Source organism: Arthrobacter sp. UYCu712 (assembly GCF_040547005.1).
Lineage (GTDB): Bacteria > Actinomycetota > Actinomycetes > Actinomycetales > Micrococcaceae > Arthrobacter.
The window spans coordinates 1-15,012 of sequence record NZ_JBEPOZ010000019.1 but is presented as its reverse complement, the minus strand read 5'-3'; the positions used below and the strand labels follow the sequence as shown (position 1 = coordinate 15,012).

Below are 15,012 nucleotides of genomic sequence, written 5' to 3'. Positions count from 1 at the left end.
AGGTGCTGTTGAGTTCTTGTTCACAATTGAAGTGTGCAACGTAACAATGAAAACTTGCAAGTAACAAAGGGTCGCCACGTCCGCATGGTGAGACAAGATGCGAGTTTGTTGCCTAAATCACAATTCTGCCGGGCCGTTGAAATAACAGATGTTTTTCCGACCGACAGGTCAGTCTTGGAGTTTTGCCGAATATTCTTCGATCCGATGGCCCTGTCGGCAAAAATCATTCACCGCAGGGCAGAATGGCGAAACCCTCGCCTAGCTATCTCGCCAAGTCCACCGTCCACAGAGTGGTCATATCCCCGGGAGCCGAATTTCCCGGCGGAACGGCCCGGACGCCGCCCCGCGGATTCATCTAGCTCGCTAGGCTGGGATTCACAGGTGCCGCATAGGATCCCCAAAGCCCCGCCTAACCGGTAGAACGGAGAGTTGTCCCATGGCCACCTCGCACTCCATGACAAACAACCTTCCCCACCTCACCCACCCGGACGGATCGCCCATCCGGGCCTTGGTGGTGGATGACGAACCCAGCTTGTCCGAGCTCATGAGCATGGGGCTGCGGATTGCCGGCTGGTCTGTTGCCGTCGCGGCCGACGGCCCCGAAGCGGTCAAGCTCGCCAAGGACTTCCGCCCCGACGTGCTGGTGCTGGACGTCATGCTTCCCGGCTTCGACGGCGTCGAACTGCTGGGCAGGATCCGCGCCTTCGCACCGGAGATCCCCGCCCTGTTCCTGACGGCGAAGGACGACGTCCACGACCGGATCATCGGCCTCGCGGCCGGCGGGGACGACTACGTCACCAAGCCGTTCAGCATGGAGGAGGTCCTCCTGCGCCTGCACCGGCTGGTGCAGCGTTCCGGCGTCGCCGCCATGGATACCGCGGAACTCGTGGTCGGTGACCTAGTACTCAACGTCGACACCCGCGAAGTCACCCGGGCCGGCGAGGAACTGCACCTCACGGCCACACAGTTCGAACTGCTGCGCTACCTCATGGAGAACCCGAAACGCGTCATCAGCAAGGCCCAGATCCTGGACCGGGTCTGGGACTACGACTTCGGCGGTCAGGCGAACATCGTCGAACTGTACATTTCCTATCTCCGCAAGAAGATCGAGGCCAACCACCCGCCGATGATCCATACCGTGCGCGGCGCCGGGTACGTCCTGAAGCCCGCGGAGTAACCCCGTGCCCGCCTTCTCCGGCAAGACCCACCTGCCCCGGCGCAACTGGCGCGACCCGTCCACCTGGCACCTGCGGACCCGGCTGGTCCTCGTTGCCATGGCGCTCCTGGTGGCCATCTGCGGCGCCATCGGGCTGTTCAGCTACGCCTCCATGGACGTGTTCCTCACCCGGCAGCTCGACACCCAGCTGAAGCAGGCTTCGGACCGGGCCCGCGATTTCGGCGGCCGGCCCACGCCCGGCAATGCCGGCGGGCGCCAGGACCCGCTGGAGGCCCGGGGCCAGAGCATCGGCACCCTCAACGCACGGATCGTGGACGGTGCCGTCAGCAGCGCCGGCGTCCTTGCCGCGGACGCCACCCGGAAGAGCCTCTCGCCCGAGGACGCACAGGTCCTCGTCGCCGTCACGCCCGACGGCATCCCCGTTGACCGCACGCTCTCCTCCGGGGACTACCGGCTCAACGCCGCGCAATCCCCCCAGGGTGATGTGATCGTTACCGGGCTTCCCCTAGCGGAAAAGCAGAACACGCAGTCTTCGCTGGTCTGGACCATGGTGGTGGTGTCCGCCGGCGGACTCGTCCTTATCGGCCTCGCCGGCACGGTACTCATCCGCCGCACCATGAAGCCGCTCGAACAGTTGTCGGAGGTGGCCACGAAGGTCTCCCGCCTCCCCCTCGACGCCGGCGAGGTGGCACTCGCGGTGCGGGTTCCGGCGTCGGCCGCCCATCCCGGCACGGAGGTCGGCAGCGTGGGCTACGCGCTGAACCAGATGCTGGACAACGTCTCCAACGCGCTCGAGGCGCGGCAGCTCAGCGAAATGAAGGTGCGCCAGTTTGTTGCCGACGCCTCGCACGAGCTGCGGACCCCGCTGACCGCCATCCGCGGCTACACCGAGCTGATGAAGATGACCGAGCACTTCACCCCGGATGGCGAGAAGTCCCTGGCACGGGTGCAAAGCCAGTCCCAGCGGATGACCACCCTGGTGGAGGATCTGCTCCTGCTGGCCCGGCTCGACGAACGGCAGCCGCTCAAGCTCGGCGAGGTGGACCTCACCCAGCTGGCGATCGAGACGGTCAGCGATGAGAAGGTCATGGCCCCCGACCACATCTGGCGGCTGAAACTCCCGGAGGAACCGGTGGTGGTCCGCGGCGACCCGACCCAGCTGCACCAGGTGCTGGCCAACCTGCTGTCCAACGCTCGCAAGCACACCGCTCCCGGGACCACGGTGGTCACCGGAGTGACGCGTTCGGCCGATGGCAGCGCGGTGGTCACGGTGACGGACAACGGCGACGGAATTGCCCCCGACTTCATGAACCACGCCTTTTCCCGCTTCGCCCGTGCGGACGCCGCGCGGAAGAACCCGGCGGCCACGACGGCGGCAGCCACCCGTTCCGCGCCGCCCGGCAGCTACGGCGCGCCGGCGCTGGCCCCGGCGCCCACCGCCGAAGGGACCAGCGGGCTCGGCTTGTCGATCGTCCAGTCGATCATGGAAGCCCACGGCGGCACCGTTGATGTCACGTCGCGGCCCGGCCGTACGGAGTTCGCCCTCCGTCTTCCCGCCGGCCTGCCGGCCACGTAGCCCGCGTGGCCCTGTAGCCCACGGGGCCCTGGCCGCCGTTCGCGAGTCGGTGGTTGCGGCCTGGCGGCGCAAGGCGACACTCCGTCTGCAGTGATCTCCGTTACCAAAATGTGACTCCATCATGAAACTCCTGTACCGTCTTTAGGGTGCGGCCACCACTGGCGCCGCATATCCGGATGGACGCCAAACTCTGCCGCTTCCCGGATCGCTGGACCAGGCAGAGGCGGGGGACCCAGAGTTCCCGGGCATTCTGCATCCATGCGCCCTTGGGGTTAAGCCGACACGCGATCATCCGTGCGGCCGGATTTCTCATCCGAACCCGACAGCTAACTCCGCAGGCGTTTGAGAGGCATCATGACTGACTTCAAGGTACAAACGCGCCCAGAAGGCGCTTCAGGCACATCCCGCTCAACTCGTTCACGCCACCGTGCCGAGTCAGCCACGCCGACGTCGGCCCTGTCCCGGTTTGCCGCGGGCCTCGGTTCAACCGGCCGCCGCGCCGCCGTGGTCGCCACGGCCTGCGCGGTCCTCGTCGGAGTCGGCGCTGCCGGGTACGCCGCCGAGCCGGCCAACCGGCCCTCTGCTGCCATCAGTTCCAGCACTTCCGCCACCACGGCCGATCCGCTGACCCAGCTGAACTTCGAACAGGTCCGCGTCGACTCCCAGACCACTGCGCCTCCCGGCGCCAGCGTCCAGGCGCAGTCCGCCGAAGTGGAGCCGGCCGAGGCCCCTGCACCCGCCCCAGCACCGGCCCCCGCGCCGGCACCCGCTCCGGCACCCGCTCCGGAACCTGTTCCTGCTCCGGCCGCCGCACCCGCACCCGCACCGGAACCGGCGAAGCCCGTCGATGATCCCGCCGGGGCGCAGGCCTACGCCGCCTCCCAGCTGGGATCCTACGGCTGGGCGTCCGGCCAGATGCAGTGCCTGCAGAAGCTCTGGACCAAAGAATCGGACTGGAAGACCACCGCCACGAACAAGAGCAGCGGTGCCTACGGTGTGGTCCAGTCCCTGCCGGCCGAAAAGATGGCCAGCGCGGGCGCTGACTACCGGACGAACTATGAGACCCAGATCAACTGGGGACTGAACTACGTCAAGCAGCGCTACGGCTCGCCCTGTGGCGCCCTGAACTTCCACTTGGCCCACAACTGGTACTAAGCCGGCGGCCCGTCCCGGACGTACCCGCATCAGTACGAAAGCCCCGAACCCTGCGGTTCGGGGCTTTCGTGTGTGCGGCTAGCTGGTGGGCCGGTTCGGAATGTACTGCACCGCCCATTTGTTGCCGTCGGGATCCGCAAAATAGACGAAGTGACCCCAGTCCTGGACATCGACGTCGCTGACGTCCACGCCGTTGTCCTTGAGCTTCTTGTGCGCGGACCGGATGTCGCTGACCACGAGCTGCAGGCTGGGAGCGGTGCCCGGCGGAGCGTCGTTGAGCCCCTCGCCGATGGCGATCGAGCAGCCGGAGCCCGGCGGCGTCAGCTGGACGAAGCGGATGCCGTCCATGGGACGTTCGTCGTAGTCGGCGTTGAAGCCGACCTTGTTGACGTAGAAGTCCTTGGCGCGGTCCACATCGGACACGGGGACAAACACAAGTTCAAGCTTCCAGTCCATGGCCCACAGGCTAGCGCGGGCCATCGCATTCCGGAAGGGGACTGCAGGCGCAGCTTGCAGGCGGGGCGCCCGCGGGACCCCTGCGGCTGCTGCCTAGCCGGCGATTCCGTAGAGGCGGTCGCCGGCGTCGCCCAGGCCGGGCACGATGTAGGACTTCTCGTTGAGCTTCTCGTCGATCGAGGCGAGCACGATAGTCACGTTGGCGTCCGCGAGCTCCTCCTCCAGCTTGGCGAGGCCTTCGGGGGCGGCGAGCAGGCAGATGCAGGTGACATCGGAGGCGCCGCGCTTGAAGAGGAACTTGATGGCCTCGCGCAACGTGCCGCCGGTGGCCAGCATGGGGTCCAGAACGAAGATCTGGCGGTCCGTGAGGTCCTCGGGGAGACGCTCGGCGTAGGTGATGATGTCCAGGGTTTCCTCGTCCCGGGCCATACCCAGGAAACCGACCTCGGCGGTGGGGACCAGCTTGGTCATGCCTTCGAGCATGCCGAGGCCGGCGCGGAGGATCGGGACCACCAGCGGGGTGGGCTTGGTGAAGGCGGTGCCGATGGTGGTGCTGACCGGCGTTTCGATGGTCACGGGCTCGGTGCGGACCTCACGGGTGGCCTCATACGCCAGGAGCGTCACGAGCTCCTCGGTGAGCTGGCGGAAGACCGGGGACGGGGTGTTCTTGTCCCGCAGAACGGTGAGCTTATGGGCGACCAGCGGGTGGTCCACAACGAGAGTGCGCATGGGTCAAAACTATCACCCGGCGGAGGATGACTTTCCCGAGGGCCCGGGCGTATCGGCGTCGTCCTTCTCGGCGGTGCGGCCGCCCACGGAGCGGTCGCTGCCGGCCGCCGCGGCGCCCTCACCGAGGTGGGCGGGGTGGTCAAAGGTGGGCGCGGGACCTGTTTGTTCCCGGTGCCGCAGCACGTGGAAGAGCCTGTGGGCCAAGATCACGATCCCCACCCAGGCCAGCCCCAGCACCCACCCGATGATGACGTCCGTCATCCAATGATGGCCCAGATAGACCCTGCTCATCCCCATCGCGAAGATGAAGATCACACCTGCGGCGATCAGGCCGACGCGGGCAATGGTGCGCTTCACCTGCAGGCAGGCGAGGTAGACCACGAGTCCGATCACCACCGTGGTGTTGAGCGTGTGGCCGCTGGGGAACGACGGCGAGTTCTCGTAGGGCGGCACCGCGTCAGCGTGGTCCGGGCGGACGCGGCCGATCATTTTCTTGCCCAGGGTTGTGGCGGTCACAGAAACGGCGGCGGCGCCGCCGATCAGGATCAGCGGCCGCCAGGTCCGGGAGGTCCAGGTCAGCCAGGCCGTCAGGATGCTGGCCAGGATGGGCATCCCGATGCCTCCGCCGATGTTGGTGAACCCGGTGATAAAGGCGTCCAGTCCGGGGCTGCGCAACTGCTCCATGAACGCCAGCGCCGGCTTGTCCAGGTTCGCGAGGCCGGCGTCGTCCACGACGTTGTCGTAGACCCCTGCACTCACCCGCGCCAGAATCACCACCACCACCCCGCCGATCAGCATCGTGATCCACAGGGCCGCGTAGGGCACCACCCATTTGCCCCAGCGCTGCGTCAACCAGGTCTCAGTTCGGGTGCTCACGGCCGTCTCCTGACTATTCTCTCTTGCACAGCTTGCTTAGGGTCGAAACTATCATTGAGCCATGACTTCCCCGGAGCCGCGCCATGCCGCATGGATGGGCCTTGCCCTCGACGAGGCCCGGCGGGCACTTGCCACCGACGACGTGCCAATCGGCGCCGTCGTGATTGGACCCGACGGCGCACTGCTTGGTTCCGGACGCAACGAACGGGAGGCGCTCGGGGACCCGACGGCGCACGCAGAAATGGTCGCCATCCGTGAGGCCGCGGCGCGGCTGCGGGTCCGACGCGCGCAGCGCGGGCAACGGGACGACGGCTGGCGCCTGGCGGACTGCACCCTGGTGGTGACGCTGGAGCCTTGCGCGATGTGCGCCGGAGCGGTGGTGCTGGCCCGGATTCCGCGGGTGGTGTTCGGGGCCTGGGACGAGAAGGCCGGGGCTGCAGGCTCCGTGTTCGATATCCTCCGCGAGCGCCGGCTCAACCACTGGGTGGAAGTGTATGCCGGAGTCAGGGAGCAGGAATGCGGGACGCTGTTGCGGGACTTCTTCGCCGGACACCGCGGAGCCTGACTAGCTGCCGGCCGCGGAGCCCGTTGCGGCTGCTACCAGGCGGTCGACCCGTTTCTGCCGGGTGGCCGGTGAGTCCAGGCTGAAGGCGCGGAAGTCACCAAGGTCTTCCCGGATCCAGGCCTCCACCTCGGCGATCCTGCGCGTCACCGCGGGCGTCGCAGCGTGGAACAGCCAGGGCACGATCCGTTCCTTGCCCGGTTCGTACTGCCAGAGCCCGATGATTCTCCCGCGGTCCAGGATCGGGTGGTCCGGAAGATCCGCCTGCAGCGCGAGCGAGCCCATGACCGCCCTGCCGGCGGTGTCCCCTCCCGCACTGTCACCTCCGGGGCTGTCCGATGCCAGCAGGTCGGCCGCGTTGCGCCGCAGCAGCACGAGGGAGTCCGTTCCGGCGAGAAGCTGGATCTGTTCCTCCTCCGGTTCTTCGAACCCGGCGAGGCGTTCGACGTCGTCGGGCAGCATCCACAGCGCGTCGCCCCCCGCGGCGGTCAGCGCGGTCGGCACTTCAACGGCGCCGGCGGCGGCCAGCGCCGCCTTGCTCTGCGCCACGGTGAACCCCGTGAACCATTGCGACTGCTTGAGGGTGGCCCCGCCGGTCCAGCCGAGGTAGCGGCTGATCAGTTCGGTGCGCGCCGCCTCGTCATCAAGCGGGCTGGCGGGCAGGTTCCAGAGCTCGTAGGCGTAGCGCTGCTGGTCCAGCCGGCCGTTGGCCGGGACGCGGCGGATCCGCCCCTGCGCCTGCAGGATCCCGAGGGCTGTCGGCAACGTGGTGGTGGCACCCTTCTTCTTGCCTTCCTCCCCGAGGTTGCGGATCGAGTCGCCGAGCTCGTCTTTGAGTTGCCGCGGGTCCATCGGCGCTGCTGCTTCGGCGAGCGTGTGCAGGATCTGTTCCTCCAGGAGCGTGATTTCGCCGCGGTCCACGCCGAGCCGGCCGAGCACCCGGATCGCCTCGGCTGCGTCCTTGCCGAGTTTCAGGGCCCAGGCGAAGTCGTCGCGGCCCAGCACATACGTGCAGCCGCGGGCTGTCGGAAGTTCAAGGATCCGGTGGGAGAGAACATCGGCGTCCACCTGTTCCCGGCGGATGCCTGCGCGGGCAAAGAGCGTAAGGTACGGGTTGGCGCCGCCCACGGACCGGGCCCAGCCGGCCCTGGCGAAGACCTGCTCCGCCGTGCACCCGGCGAGGGAGCCGTCCAGGCCCTGCTTGTGCCAGGCCCAGGCGCGGAGCCGCCCGGGCGTCAGGGTTCCCGCCGGCGGGATGTTCACGGCCGGGGATACGGTGCTGAGCTCGGGCGTCATGGGCTCATTGTCCAACAGCCGGCGCGGCAGGGGAATCATCTGGGGCAGGGAGTCCGGTGGACATGTCCCCCGGACTCTTGGCCCGCAGGCCTGCGTCCAGGGCCGCCAACACCGTCCGGGCCGTGGAATCCCAGCCGGGCAGACGGTCCCGCGCAGCGACCGCACTCGCGCGCCACCGGGTGCGGAGCGACGGGTCCGTGAGCCAGGTCCGCAGGACTCCGGCCAGCGGAGACGGGTCCGTGCCGAGTGCGACGGCGGTGCCCGGCAGCCCCGGCCGCTCCCGCGCCGGCGCTGTCGGAGCTGCCCGCCGGACGCCGGACGCCACGCCCGGCGGGGTCCCGGCAGCAAGCGCCTCGACGGCTCCCGTGCCGGCGCGGACGATCACCGGGACGCCGCGGGCGATCGCCTCCGTGACGACGAGCCCGTAGGTCTCGGTCCGCGAGATGAGCAGGCTGAGGTCCGCGGCGGCCCATTCGGCCTCCAGTGCCCCGCCGCGCAGTTCCCCCGGGGTCCGGATGCGGTCCTGCAGCCCAAGCTGCCGGACGGTGTCCCGGAGTTGCGCGGCATAGGCAGGGTCGGCGGAGTCGGAGCCGACCAGGGACGCCGTCCACGGCAGGTCGGTGAGCCCGGACAGTGCGGCGAGCAGAAGCGGCTGGTCCTTGTTCGGCAGCAGGGCGGCGACCGCCAGGAGGTGCGGTGGCGCCGAGCCGGCGGCCAGCGGGGCGCCCCGAGCGCCCGGGACGGCCACGGTGATGCCGTCCCGACCGTGCCTGGCCCGGAGTTCGGCCGCCGCGAAGCTGCTGGTGCAGATCACGCCGGCAGCTTCCTGCAGCGCCCGGCGTTCCAGCTGCGCGTCTTCCAGCGGCATGTGCAGCAGGATCCAGGCCGGCCGGCCGGCGGCCGCCGCGGCCGCGAGTTCCGCCGGCGCCCCGCAGGCCAGCAGCCCGTCGACGAGAGTCACGCGCCCTGTTGTCCCGGAGTCGTCCAGCAGCAGCGCGCCCAGCCGCCGCCGGTCCGCCGGGCTGCCGCCGGGCCACCCGCCGTCGAGCGGGCACGTCTCCACCTCGGTCCCCAGCCCGGACAGCTCCCGGGCGAGGGCGGCGTTGTAGACGTTGCCGCCGGAGTTGTGCCAGACGTTTCCGGGCACCACCAGCCTGAGGCGGAGGCCTGCCCGGTCCACGGCGGGTTCCTATCGGGCGCCGAAGTCGAGTGAGTAGCTGGCCCACGCGTCGGGGGTCTCGCGGAGCGTGACGTCCAGCCCGGCCAGTTCCTGCCCGTCCTGGCCCCCACGGATTCTGGCTGCCACGGCGTCAGCGACGTACTGTGCCACGGCCTCGGTGGTGCTGAGCTTTCCGGCGAAGTCCGGGTGCTCGTCGAGGTTCTTGAAGTTCAGGCCTTCGAGGACGGAGTCGAGCACCTCACCCGCCTCGCCGATGTCCAGGACGATCGAGTCGTCGTTCAGGGCACGACGCCGGAACGTCACCTCCGTGACGAAGGTGGCGCCGTGCATGCCCTGGGCGGGGCCGAAGGACGGGCGCGGGAGGCTGTGGGCGATCATGAAGTGGCGGCGGACGGTCAGGCTGAACACGGATTACCTCGTGGCTTCTGGGGTCGGGGAATCGCTGGCGGGGTATTCGATGACGTGGCACAGCGCGTCGAGGCTGCCCTCGGAAAGGTGCTGGACGGCGTCGGGGAGCTCTTCGAAGGAGGAGGACCCGGTGAGGAACACGTCGAAGGCGGGGTCCTTCAGGAGGGAGACGGCGAGCCCGAGCCGGTCCGCATTGCTGCGGCGGTGGCGGCGGGCGCGGGCCACCACCCCGACCTGGCTCGCGCGGATGGAGAGCCGGCGGGCGTGGAAGTCTTCGCCCAGCGGGACTGTGACTTTGCGGTCCGCGTACCAGGACATTTCGATGACGTCCCCGTCGTCGCCGGCGAGTTGCAGGCTGCGTTCCAGGCCCTCCTGCGAGGCGGAGCAGTGGATCACGATGTCGCAGTCCGGCAGGGCGTCGTCGGGGTGGCTGAACTCGACGCCGAGGGCTTCCGCGAACGCGCGCTTGGCGGGGTCGACGTCGATCATCTGCAGCCGTCCGAGCGGGAAACCGGCCAGGAGCTTGGCCACCATGCCGCCGACGAGTCCGGCGCCGATCACGGCGACCCTGTCGCCCAGCCGGGGTCCGGCCTCCCAGAGTCCGTTGATCGCGGTCTCGACGGTTCCGGTGAGGACGGCGCGGCGGGCAGGGACGCCGTCGGGGACGACGGTGAGCGATTCGACCGGGACCAGATAGCGGTCCTGGTGCGGGTAGAGGCAGAAGACCGTCTTGCCCTGCCAGTCCGCCGGGCCGGCCTCGACGACGCCGACGGAGAGGTAGCCGAATTTCACCGGGCCCGGAAACGAGCCTTCCTGGTTGGGGGCGGCCATTTCGGCCGCGACGCACTCCGGCACGTGGGCGTTGTGGACCACGAGTTCGGTGCCCTTGCTGATGCCCGAAAAGAGGGTGCGCACCAGCGCTTCACCCGGACCGGGTGCGGGCAGGTCTTCGCGCCGGAGCTCGCCTCTTCCGGGTCCGACGGTCCAGTACGCGGTTGCTGTGGGCTGCTGTTCAGAAATACTCATCTGGCTTATGAATCTAGTGCCCGCCCCCGGGTGCAGGGAAGCCTGTCCCCTCCCGGCGGGTCGCTTCCCGGCACTCCGGCTTCCGTGGGGGGCTGCCGTTTTGTGGATGGGCGCATTGCTCCGGTAGCCTATACAGGTTGGTGACGTGTCCGAGCGGCCGAAGGTGCAACACTCGAAATGTTGTTTGGTGAAAGCCAACGTGGGTTCAAATCCCACCGTCACCGCCGATGAGAAAGGTCCTGCTCCCCTTGTAAACAAAGGGAAGCAGGACCTTTTGTTTTGTCTAGGACAGGCCAGCGGTAACGCAGCAGTAACAGAATTCCTGCAGTGCTACGTTTCCAGCAACATCACTGGAACCCCGCCTCGTCCCTCCGCTCCCCTGCAATGCTGTCCTGCTCGCGGTGATGACCACGGCCCCGTCAGGCAGAATGGCCTCATGTGCGGCAGATACGTGATGTCCAAGGCCACCGGTGACCTTCTGAGCTACTTCGATGCCAAGGAGGTGGAGGGTACCCCTCCCCCGCCCAGCTGGAACGTGGCGCCAACCCAGGATGTCCCCATCATTGCCGAGCGTCTCGACGAAGGCAGCATCGAGCGGCATCTGCTGGTGGCCCGCTGGGGCCTGGTGCCGTCGTGGGCCAAAGACATCAAGATCGGCAACAAGCTGATCAACGCCCGCAGCGAGACCATCCTGGAGAAGCCGTCTTTCCGGAAAGCCGCCATCAAACGCCGGGCAATCGTGCCTGCGGACGGTTACTTTGAGTGGCAGAAGACCGAAGACGGCAAGAAGATCCCGAACTACCTGTACTCGGAGAACGAGCCCCTGTTGGGCTTCGCCGGCCTGTACGAGTTCTGGGCTGATCCTTCCCTGCCCGAAGGCGACCCCGGCCGCTGGCTCCTCAGCTGCACTGTCCTGACCACAACCACCCAGGATGCCTTGGGACACGTCCATGACAGGTCCCCGGTCATCATTCCGCGGGACCGGTTCGCTGAGTGGCTGGATCCGGACCTGACCGACAAGAACGACGTCCAGCACCTGCTTGACTCCCTGCCGGAGCCGACCCTGACACCAAGAATTGTCAGCACGAGGGTGAACAGCGTCCGGAACAACGGACCTGAGCTCATCGAGCCAGCCGAGTGAGCATTTCGACCGAAACCTTCAGCTGGCTACCTGAGGCGTTAGACCCTGTCGCGCTACGCTTGGCCAGAGCGGACGCATTTGCCTTCGAGATCGGTGACCTGGCCACCAAATGGTCCTTGGACGGACCATTGGACTTTGAACAGGTTCGAAGGGACGGCCTCGCGCAGATGGTCGTAAAGTCGCTGCGGCCGGTTCCTCCGGAGGCATCCTTGTTGTTCAGTGAGGCCGTAAACCATCTTCGCGCCGCTGTTGATAACGTCATCTGGTACATCGTCGAACAAGAACATGGCTCCATAGCCGGCCCGATGGCAGCCATGGTCAACATGCCGATTGTTGAGTCGCAGGAAGCCCTGGACAAGTGGCTCGGGAGACGAAACAAGATTCCCGCCTTTGGCCCTGAGACCCGATTGGGCCGACGCCTGCGCGCGCTCCAGCCCTTTGTCGATGTGCAGAGCTCGGTGCCATCAATGGGCGAGGTCCTAGCTGCCATAATGAGTCTGGACGTCGAATCAGCTCATCCCCTCCGCCTCTTGCAGGCCTACTCAAACGCCGACAAACACCGCTCGATTCGTGTCGCCGCGGGAAGAACCTTCAGCTCATGGGATGCCATCCCTCTGGCTGGCCAGGATCTTGCCCCCCGGGAACTGAAAGTGGGGGATCCCCTCGGGCGCCCATCACCTTGGGGCCAGCTGTCCATTGTGGAGACCAACACGGCGGTGATGGTCCAACGACCGGGACCCTTCTCGACTTGGGTAAATCCCGTCAAAGAGCTCAACGCAATGCGCCGGCACATCAGCCAAGTCGTCGTTCCCATGTTGCTCACAGGACTGGAGATGCCAAAGGGATTACCCCCTTCAATCGAAACGGGCGATAGCGGCAAGACCAGCCGGGAGCGACTTATCTCCGGCGAGTGGGACGACGCTGAAGCGCGCTTGATCCCACTTATGCGGACCCGATTCCAAGAGGCCGAAAAAAGAGGGGTCCAATTCGCCCCGGTGGTGGATGATTCGGGTTCGGTAACAAAGCCTGAGGCGGTAGGTCCATGAGCTCCGTCTCCCCCAAATTCTGTGGCGGCTTCCAGCAAAAGTTGGAGGAGTCCTGTCACGCTTGTAGTCCGGCAGACACTAAGCGAGGCCGGAGATGTGATAGGAGCTGGGGACCATGACGGAATTTACTAACCCGCCAAAAACGCCGACGCAAAGAGACTTCTTTGTGCCAGGCGCCGAGGGATCAACTGCGGACTCCTTGGATGCATGGCGAGCCTTTGCCACCGAGGCAGTCGGAGGGGCAACGGACCGGAAGGTTCAGCGGCTCGTCTACCGCCACAACGGTGAAGTACTCATCTCAGAAGTTGGTTACCGGGAGCATGATGGAACCGCGCCTTGGTTGGTCACTGCCATTTTTGAACCAAAAGAACCACAAGGCGCAAACAGTCCATGGAGTATCAGCATTGTCCGGATGGTCAACGGAAAGCTTGTCTCACGGAACCCTCCGATCATGGTTTCCCAGTCGGATGTTACTGAAGTTCTGGATTTCCCGGTACCTGAGGCAGTGCACGGCGAAGAAGGCGGCGACGAAACTGACAGCCAGCGCTCATAATGCAGTGCGGCAGGCACGTCTTCTGTCATATCCGCCACGCTACTGGTCCGGCCCTCCAGTCGGCCATCGTTCCGTCAGGGGCAGGAATGCCGTTTCGTATGCATCACTGAGGAGCGAGTTGTCACGATCCTCATGAAGATTCGGCAGAACTTTCGGGAGCGCCAGCGCCAGCGGCCAAGTGTACAACTCGTCATTGGCGACGATGTCTTCGAGGCCCGCTCCCACTTCTGACGGGGAAAGTGCCGCCAGCAGTTCCAACTCGCGCAGTGAGATTGTCATGGTGGGTATTCCTGGGTCCGGGAGCACTTCGCGCACCGGCGGAGTGTTCGCCGTGTAGAAGGGCTCAGCTGTGACAACAAGCCCAACCAGCGGTCGGTCGGCTGGAATGTGGGCGTAGGCGGGGTTTCCGGCGCGTATTTCGTCTGCATTGTTTCTGATCTGCCCGAATGCCTTTCCGAGGACAGTATTTGCCTGCTTTACGCCGTCAGGGGTTCCAGCCTTGGCTGCGTATCCCATCCGAGCGGACTTGCACTCGATAAGCACCGTGACCTGGGGTGTTACGAGGAACCAGTCCGACGAATCAACCCCACCCCGCTTCTTTTGCTCCCAACGGAATTCTTCAATGACCGTGTGCTCGCCGCTGTGCCGCAGCTGCCGGCCGGTGTACGCCTGAACCCGCATTCCGAGCGCGGCGCCGAAATTATCTCCGGCCCATTGACGCATTCCCCGGTAATACAGGTTCTCCGTGGTCATTGCCCGCAAAACAAACTGAGGCTGAGGGGCATATCGGAGCCCATCCCCTATATCAATCAGCGGCGTCTTCACGAGGGGGTTGTAGCTGTAGCGCTGAAGGTAGTCGGGAAGCTCCGGCGCCGAACGTCCGTCCTCCCTCGCTTCTTCAACGGTGGCAGTAAGAATATCGAGCACCCGCAAACCAACCTCGGACGGGACGACACGGTCTACCTGCGAGTACCAGTCAGCCGTGAAAACAGCCGGGTCAAAGACGCCGTTGTTATGCATCACGCCAACAAAAATGATGAACGAAGCACTCAGTGCCTGCTCGATAGTTCCGCCGAGGACGTCCTTCCACTCGTCCGGTTCCGGCCGACGGTACTGCTCCGGCACATCTGTGTCGGAAAACAGGATGTAGGGCCTGGCCAATTCCTCCATCACGGAGCTTTGGTAGGGAAACTGCTCGTATGCGTAGCGCCCAAGCATCAGCGCCAAGTCGGCCATGGTCATTGAGGCGCCAACTATTGGATTGTCGTGGGCTTCCGTGAACAGGTTTCGCATGGTGATGAAACGGCCCGGGCTCATTTCCCTGTTGCGGTGTCCGTTCACGTTCCCGTACACGAGCGAATCCCGGGCAGCGGCTGCTAAAAACCACGGTGGGAACCCCTTGACCCAACGGTCATCCCATGCCGTCGTAAGATCCTGGTGTCTTGTCGCCTCCGCAGCAAGGAACGGGATCAGATCATTCGGATTGTACTTCCGCACTTCCTCTCGGAAGTGGATGTAACGGACCTTCCTGGGCGCCATCAGTCTCCTTGCTCATCCACAGTTTAGAGTGCCCCGACCTGGATGGTCTGATCCTTAGGAGGGCGTACTGCGGTCGTCAAGTTCTTGAGACAGTTCGTGGTTGATTCGAGTTACGCGGCCAGGGGTTCCTGGGCACGGGTCTGATGGGTGGCGAGGGCTTCTGCCGGAGGGATGCCGCCGGCCCGCCGGTTTGGCCGGCGGCGGTTGTACCAGCCCTCGATATATTCCATGACAGCGGTTCTAGCGGCGAGCCGGTTGCCGAAGGTGTGATGGTGGTACATCTCGGTCTTTA

The 15,012-nt window shown here is 65.9% G+C and carries 16 protein-coding genes, 1 tRNA gene and 1 riboswitch; of the genes, 8 read left to right on the top strand and 9 right to left on the bottom strand.

The annotated features are described in order from the left end of the window. The first annotated feature begins 436 nt into the window (after positions 1-436). From ABIB51_RS16665 to ABIB51_RS16655, 3 genes are all read left to right on the top strand, one after another. Entirely contained in the window at positions 437-1,177 is a 741-nt protein-coding gene (locus ABIB51_RS16665; RefSeq protein WP_354189971.1) for a response regulator transcription factor, read from the top strand. Between the two features lie 97 nt (positions 1,178-1,274). Beyond that, entirely contained in the window at positions 1,275-2,753 is a 1,479-nt protein-coding gene (locus ABIB51_RS16660) for a HAMP domain-containing sensor histidine kinase (protein ID WP_502916161.1), read from the top strand. Between the two features lie 196 nt (positions 2,754-2,949). Further along, a riboswitch (cyclic di-AMP (ydaO/yuaA leader) is annotated at positions 2,950-3,109 on the top strand. Then, entirely contained in the window at positions 3,108-3,908 is an 801-nt protein-coding gene (locus ABIB51_RS16655; RefSeq protein WP_354189967.1) for an aggregation-promoting factor C-terminal-like domain-containing protein, read from the top strand. Its footprint overlaps the riboswitch before it by 2 nt. Before the next feature lie 78 nt (positions 3,909-3,986). Here the strand turns inward: ABIB51_RS16655 and ABIB51_RS16650 are convergent, their stop codons facing one another. The 3 genes from ABIB51_RS16650 to ABIB51_RS16640 form a co-directional block, all read right to left on the bottom strand. After that, positions 3,987-4,364, bottom strand: a complete 378-nt coding sequence (locus ABIB51_RS16650; RefSeq protein ID WP_354189965.1) for a VOC family protein — start codon at positions 4,362-4,364, stop codon at positions 3,987-3,989. Between the two features lie 93 nt (positions 4,365-4,457). Continuing rightward, a complete protein-coding gene (upp, locus tag ABIB51_RS16645) occupies positions 4,458-5,093 on the bottom strand; it encodes a uracil phosphoribosyltransferase (protein ID WP_354189963.1) in 636 nt (211 codons plus the stop codon). A 12-nt stretch (positions 5,094-5,105) separates the two neighbouring features. Then, complete coding sequence (locus ABIB51_RS16640; RefSeq protein ID WP_354189961.1) at positions 5,106-5,969, bottom strand: phosphatase PAP2 family protein; 864 nt, start codon at positions 5,967-5,969, stop codon at positions 5,106-5,108. Positions 5,970-6,030: 61 nt separating this feature from the next. Between ABIB51_RS16640 and ABIB51_RS16635 the strand changes: the two genes are divergently transcribed. Further along, positions 6,031-6,534, top strand: a complete 504-nt coding sequence (locus ABIB51_RS16635; protein WP_354189959.1) for a nucleoside deaminase — start codon at positions 6,031-6,033, stop codon at positions 6,532-6,534. Here ABIB51_RS16635 and ABIB51_RS16630 read toward each other — a convergent pair whose 3' ends face one another. From ABIB51_RS16630 to ABIB51_RS16615, 4 genes are read right to left on the bottom strand one after another with little or no spacing between them, the layout of a single operon-like run. Then, positions 6,535-7,827: a DNA glycosylase AlkZ-like family protein gene (locus tag ABIB51_RS16630; RefSeq protein WP_354189957.1), complete on the bottom strand. Its 1,293-nt coding sequence runs from the start codon at positions 7,825-7,827 to the stop codon at positions 6,535-6,537. A gap of 4 nt (positions 7,828-7,831) precedes the next feature. Beyond that, positions 7,832-9,007, bottom strand: a complete 1,176-nt coding sequence (locus tag ABIB51_RS16625; RefSeq protein ID WP_354189955.1) for a glycosyltransferase family 4 protein — start codon at positions 9,005-9,007, stop codon at positions 7,832-7,834. A gap of 9 nt (positions 9,008-9,016) precedes the next feature. Beyond that, positions 9,017-9,415 carry a 6-pyruvoyl trahydropterin synthase family protein gene (locus ABIB51_RS16620; protein WP_354189953.1) on the bottom strand — a complete coding sequence of 133 codons (399 nt, stop codon included), beginning with the start codon at positions 9,413-9,415 and terminating at the stop codon, positions 9,017-9,019. A 3-nt stretch (positions 9,416-9,418) separates the two neighbouring features. Further along, positions 9,419-10,441 (bottom strand): zinc-dependent alcohol dehydrogenase, encoded by a 1,023-nt coding sequence (locus tag ABIB51_RS16615; protein WP_354189952.1) that lies wholly within the window; start codon positions 10,439-10,441, stop codon positions 9,419-9,421. Between the two features lie 139 nt (positions 10,442-10,580). Here ABIB51_RS16615 and ABIB51_RS16610 point away from each other — a divergent pair. From ABIB51_RS16610 to ABIB51_RS16595, 4 genes are all read left to right on the top strand, one after another. Beyond that, positions 10,581-10,665: transfer RNA gene (locus ABIB51_RS16610), tRNA-Ser, on the top strand. Positions 10,666-10,877: 212 nt separating this feature from the next. Continuing rightward, positions 10,878-11,582, top strand: coding sequence for an SOS response-associated peptidase (locus ABIB51_RS16605; protein ID WP_354189950.1), 705 nt, complete (start codon positions 10,878-10,880; stop codon positions 11,580-11,582). Further along, entirely contained in the window at positions 11,579-12,628 is a 1,050-nt protein-coding gene (locus ABIB51_RS16600) for a hypothetical protein (protein ID WP_354189948.1), read from the top strand. The genes ABIB51_RS16605 and ABIB51_RS16600 overlap by 4 nt, the downstream gene beginning before the upstream one ends. A 115-nt stretch (positions 12,629-12,743) precedes the next feature. Next, positions 12,744-13,181, top strand: coding sequence for a hypothetical protein (locus tag ABIB51_RS16595; protein ID WP_354189946.1), 438 nt, complete (start codon positions 12,744-12,746; stop codon positions 13,179-13,181). A 39-nt stretch (positions 13,182-13,220) separates the two neighbouring features. Here ABIB51_RS16595 and ABIB51_RS16590 read toward each other — a convergent pair whose 3' ends face one another. Together ABIB51_RS16590 and ABIB51_RS16585 are read right to left on the bottom strand one after the other, a co-directional pair. Further along, the gene (locus tag ABIB51_RS16590) at positions 13,221-14,720 is read right to left on the bottom strand and encodes a hypothetical protein (protein ID WP_354189944.1); all 1,500 of its coding nucleotides are present in this window, start codon (positions 14,718-14,720) and stop codon (positions 13,221-13,223) included. A gap of 110 nt (positions 14,721-14,830) precedes the next feature. Then, the coding region (locus ABIB51_RS16585) for an IS3 family transposase (protein ID WP_354189942.1) at positions 14,831-15,012 on the bottom strand (182 nt) is incomplete at its 5' end.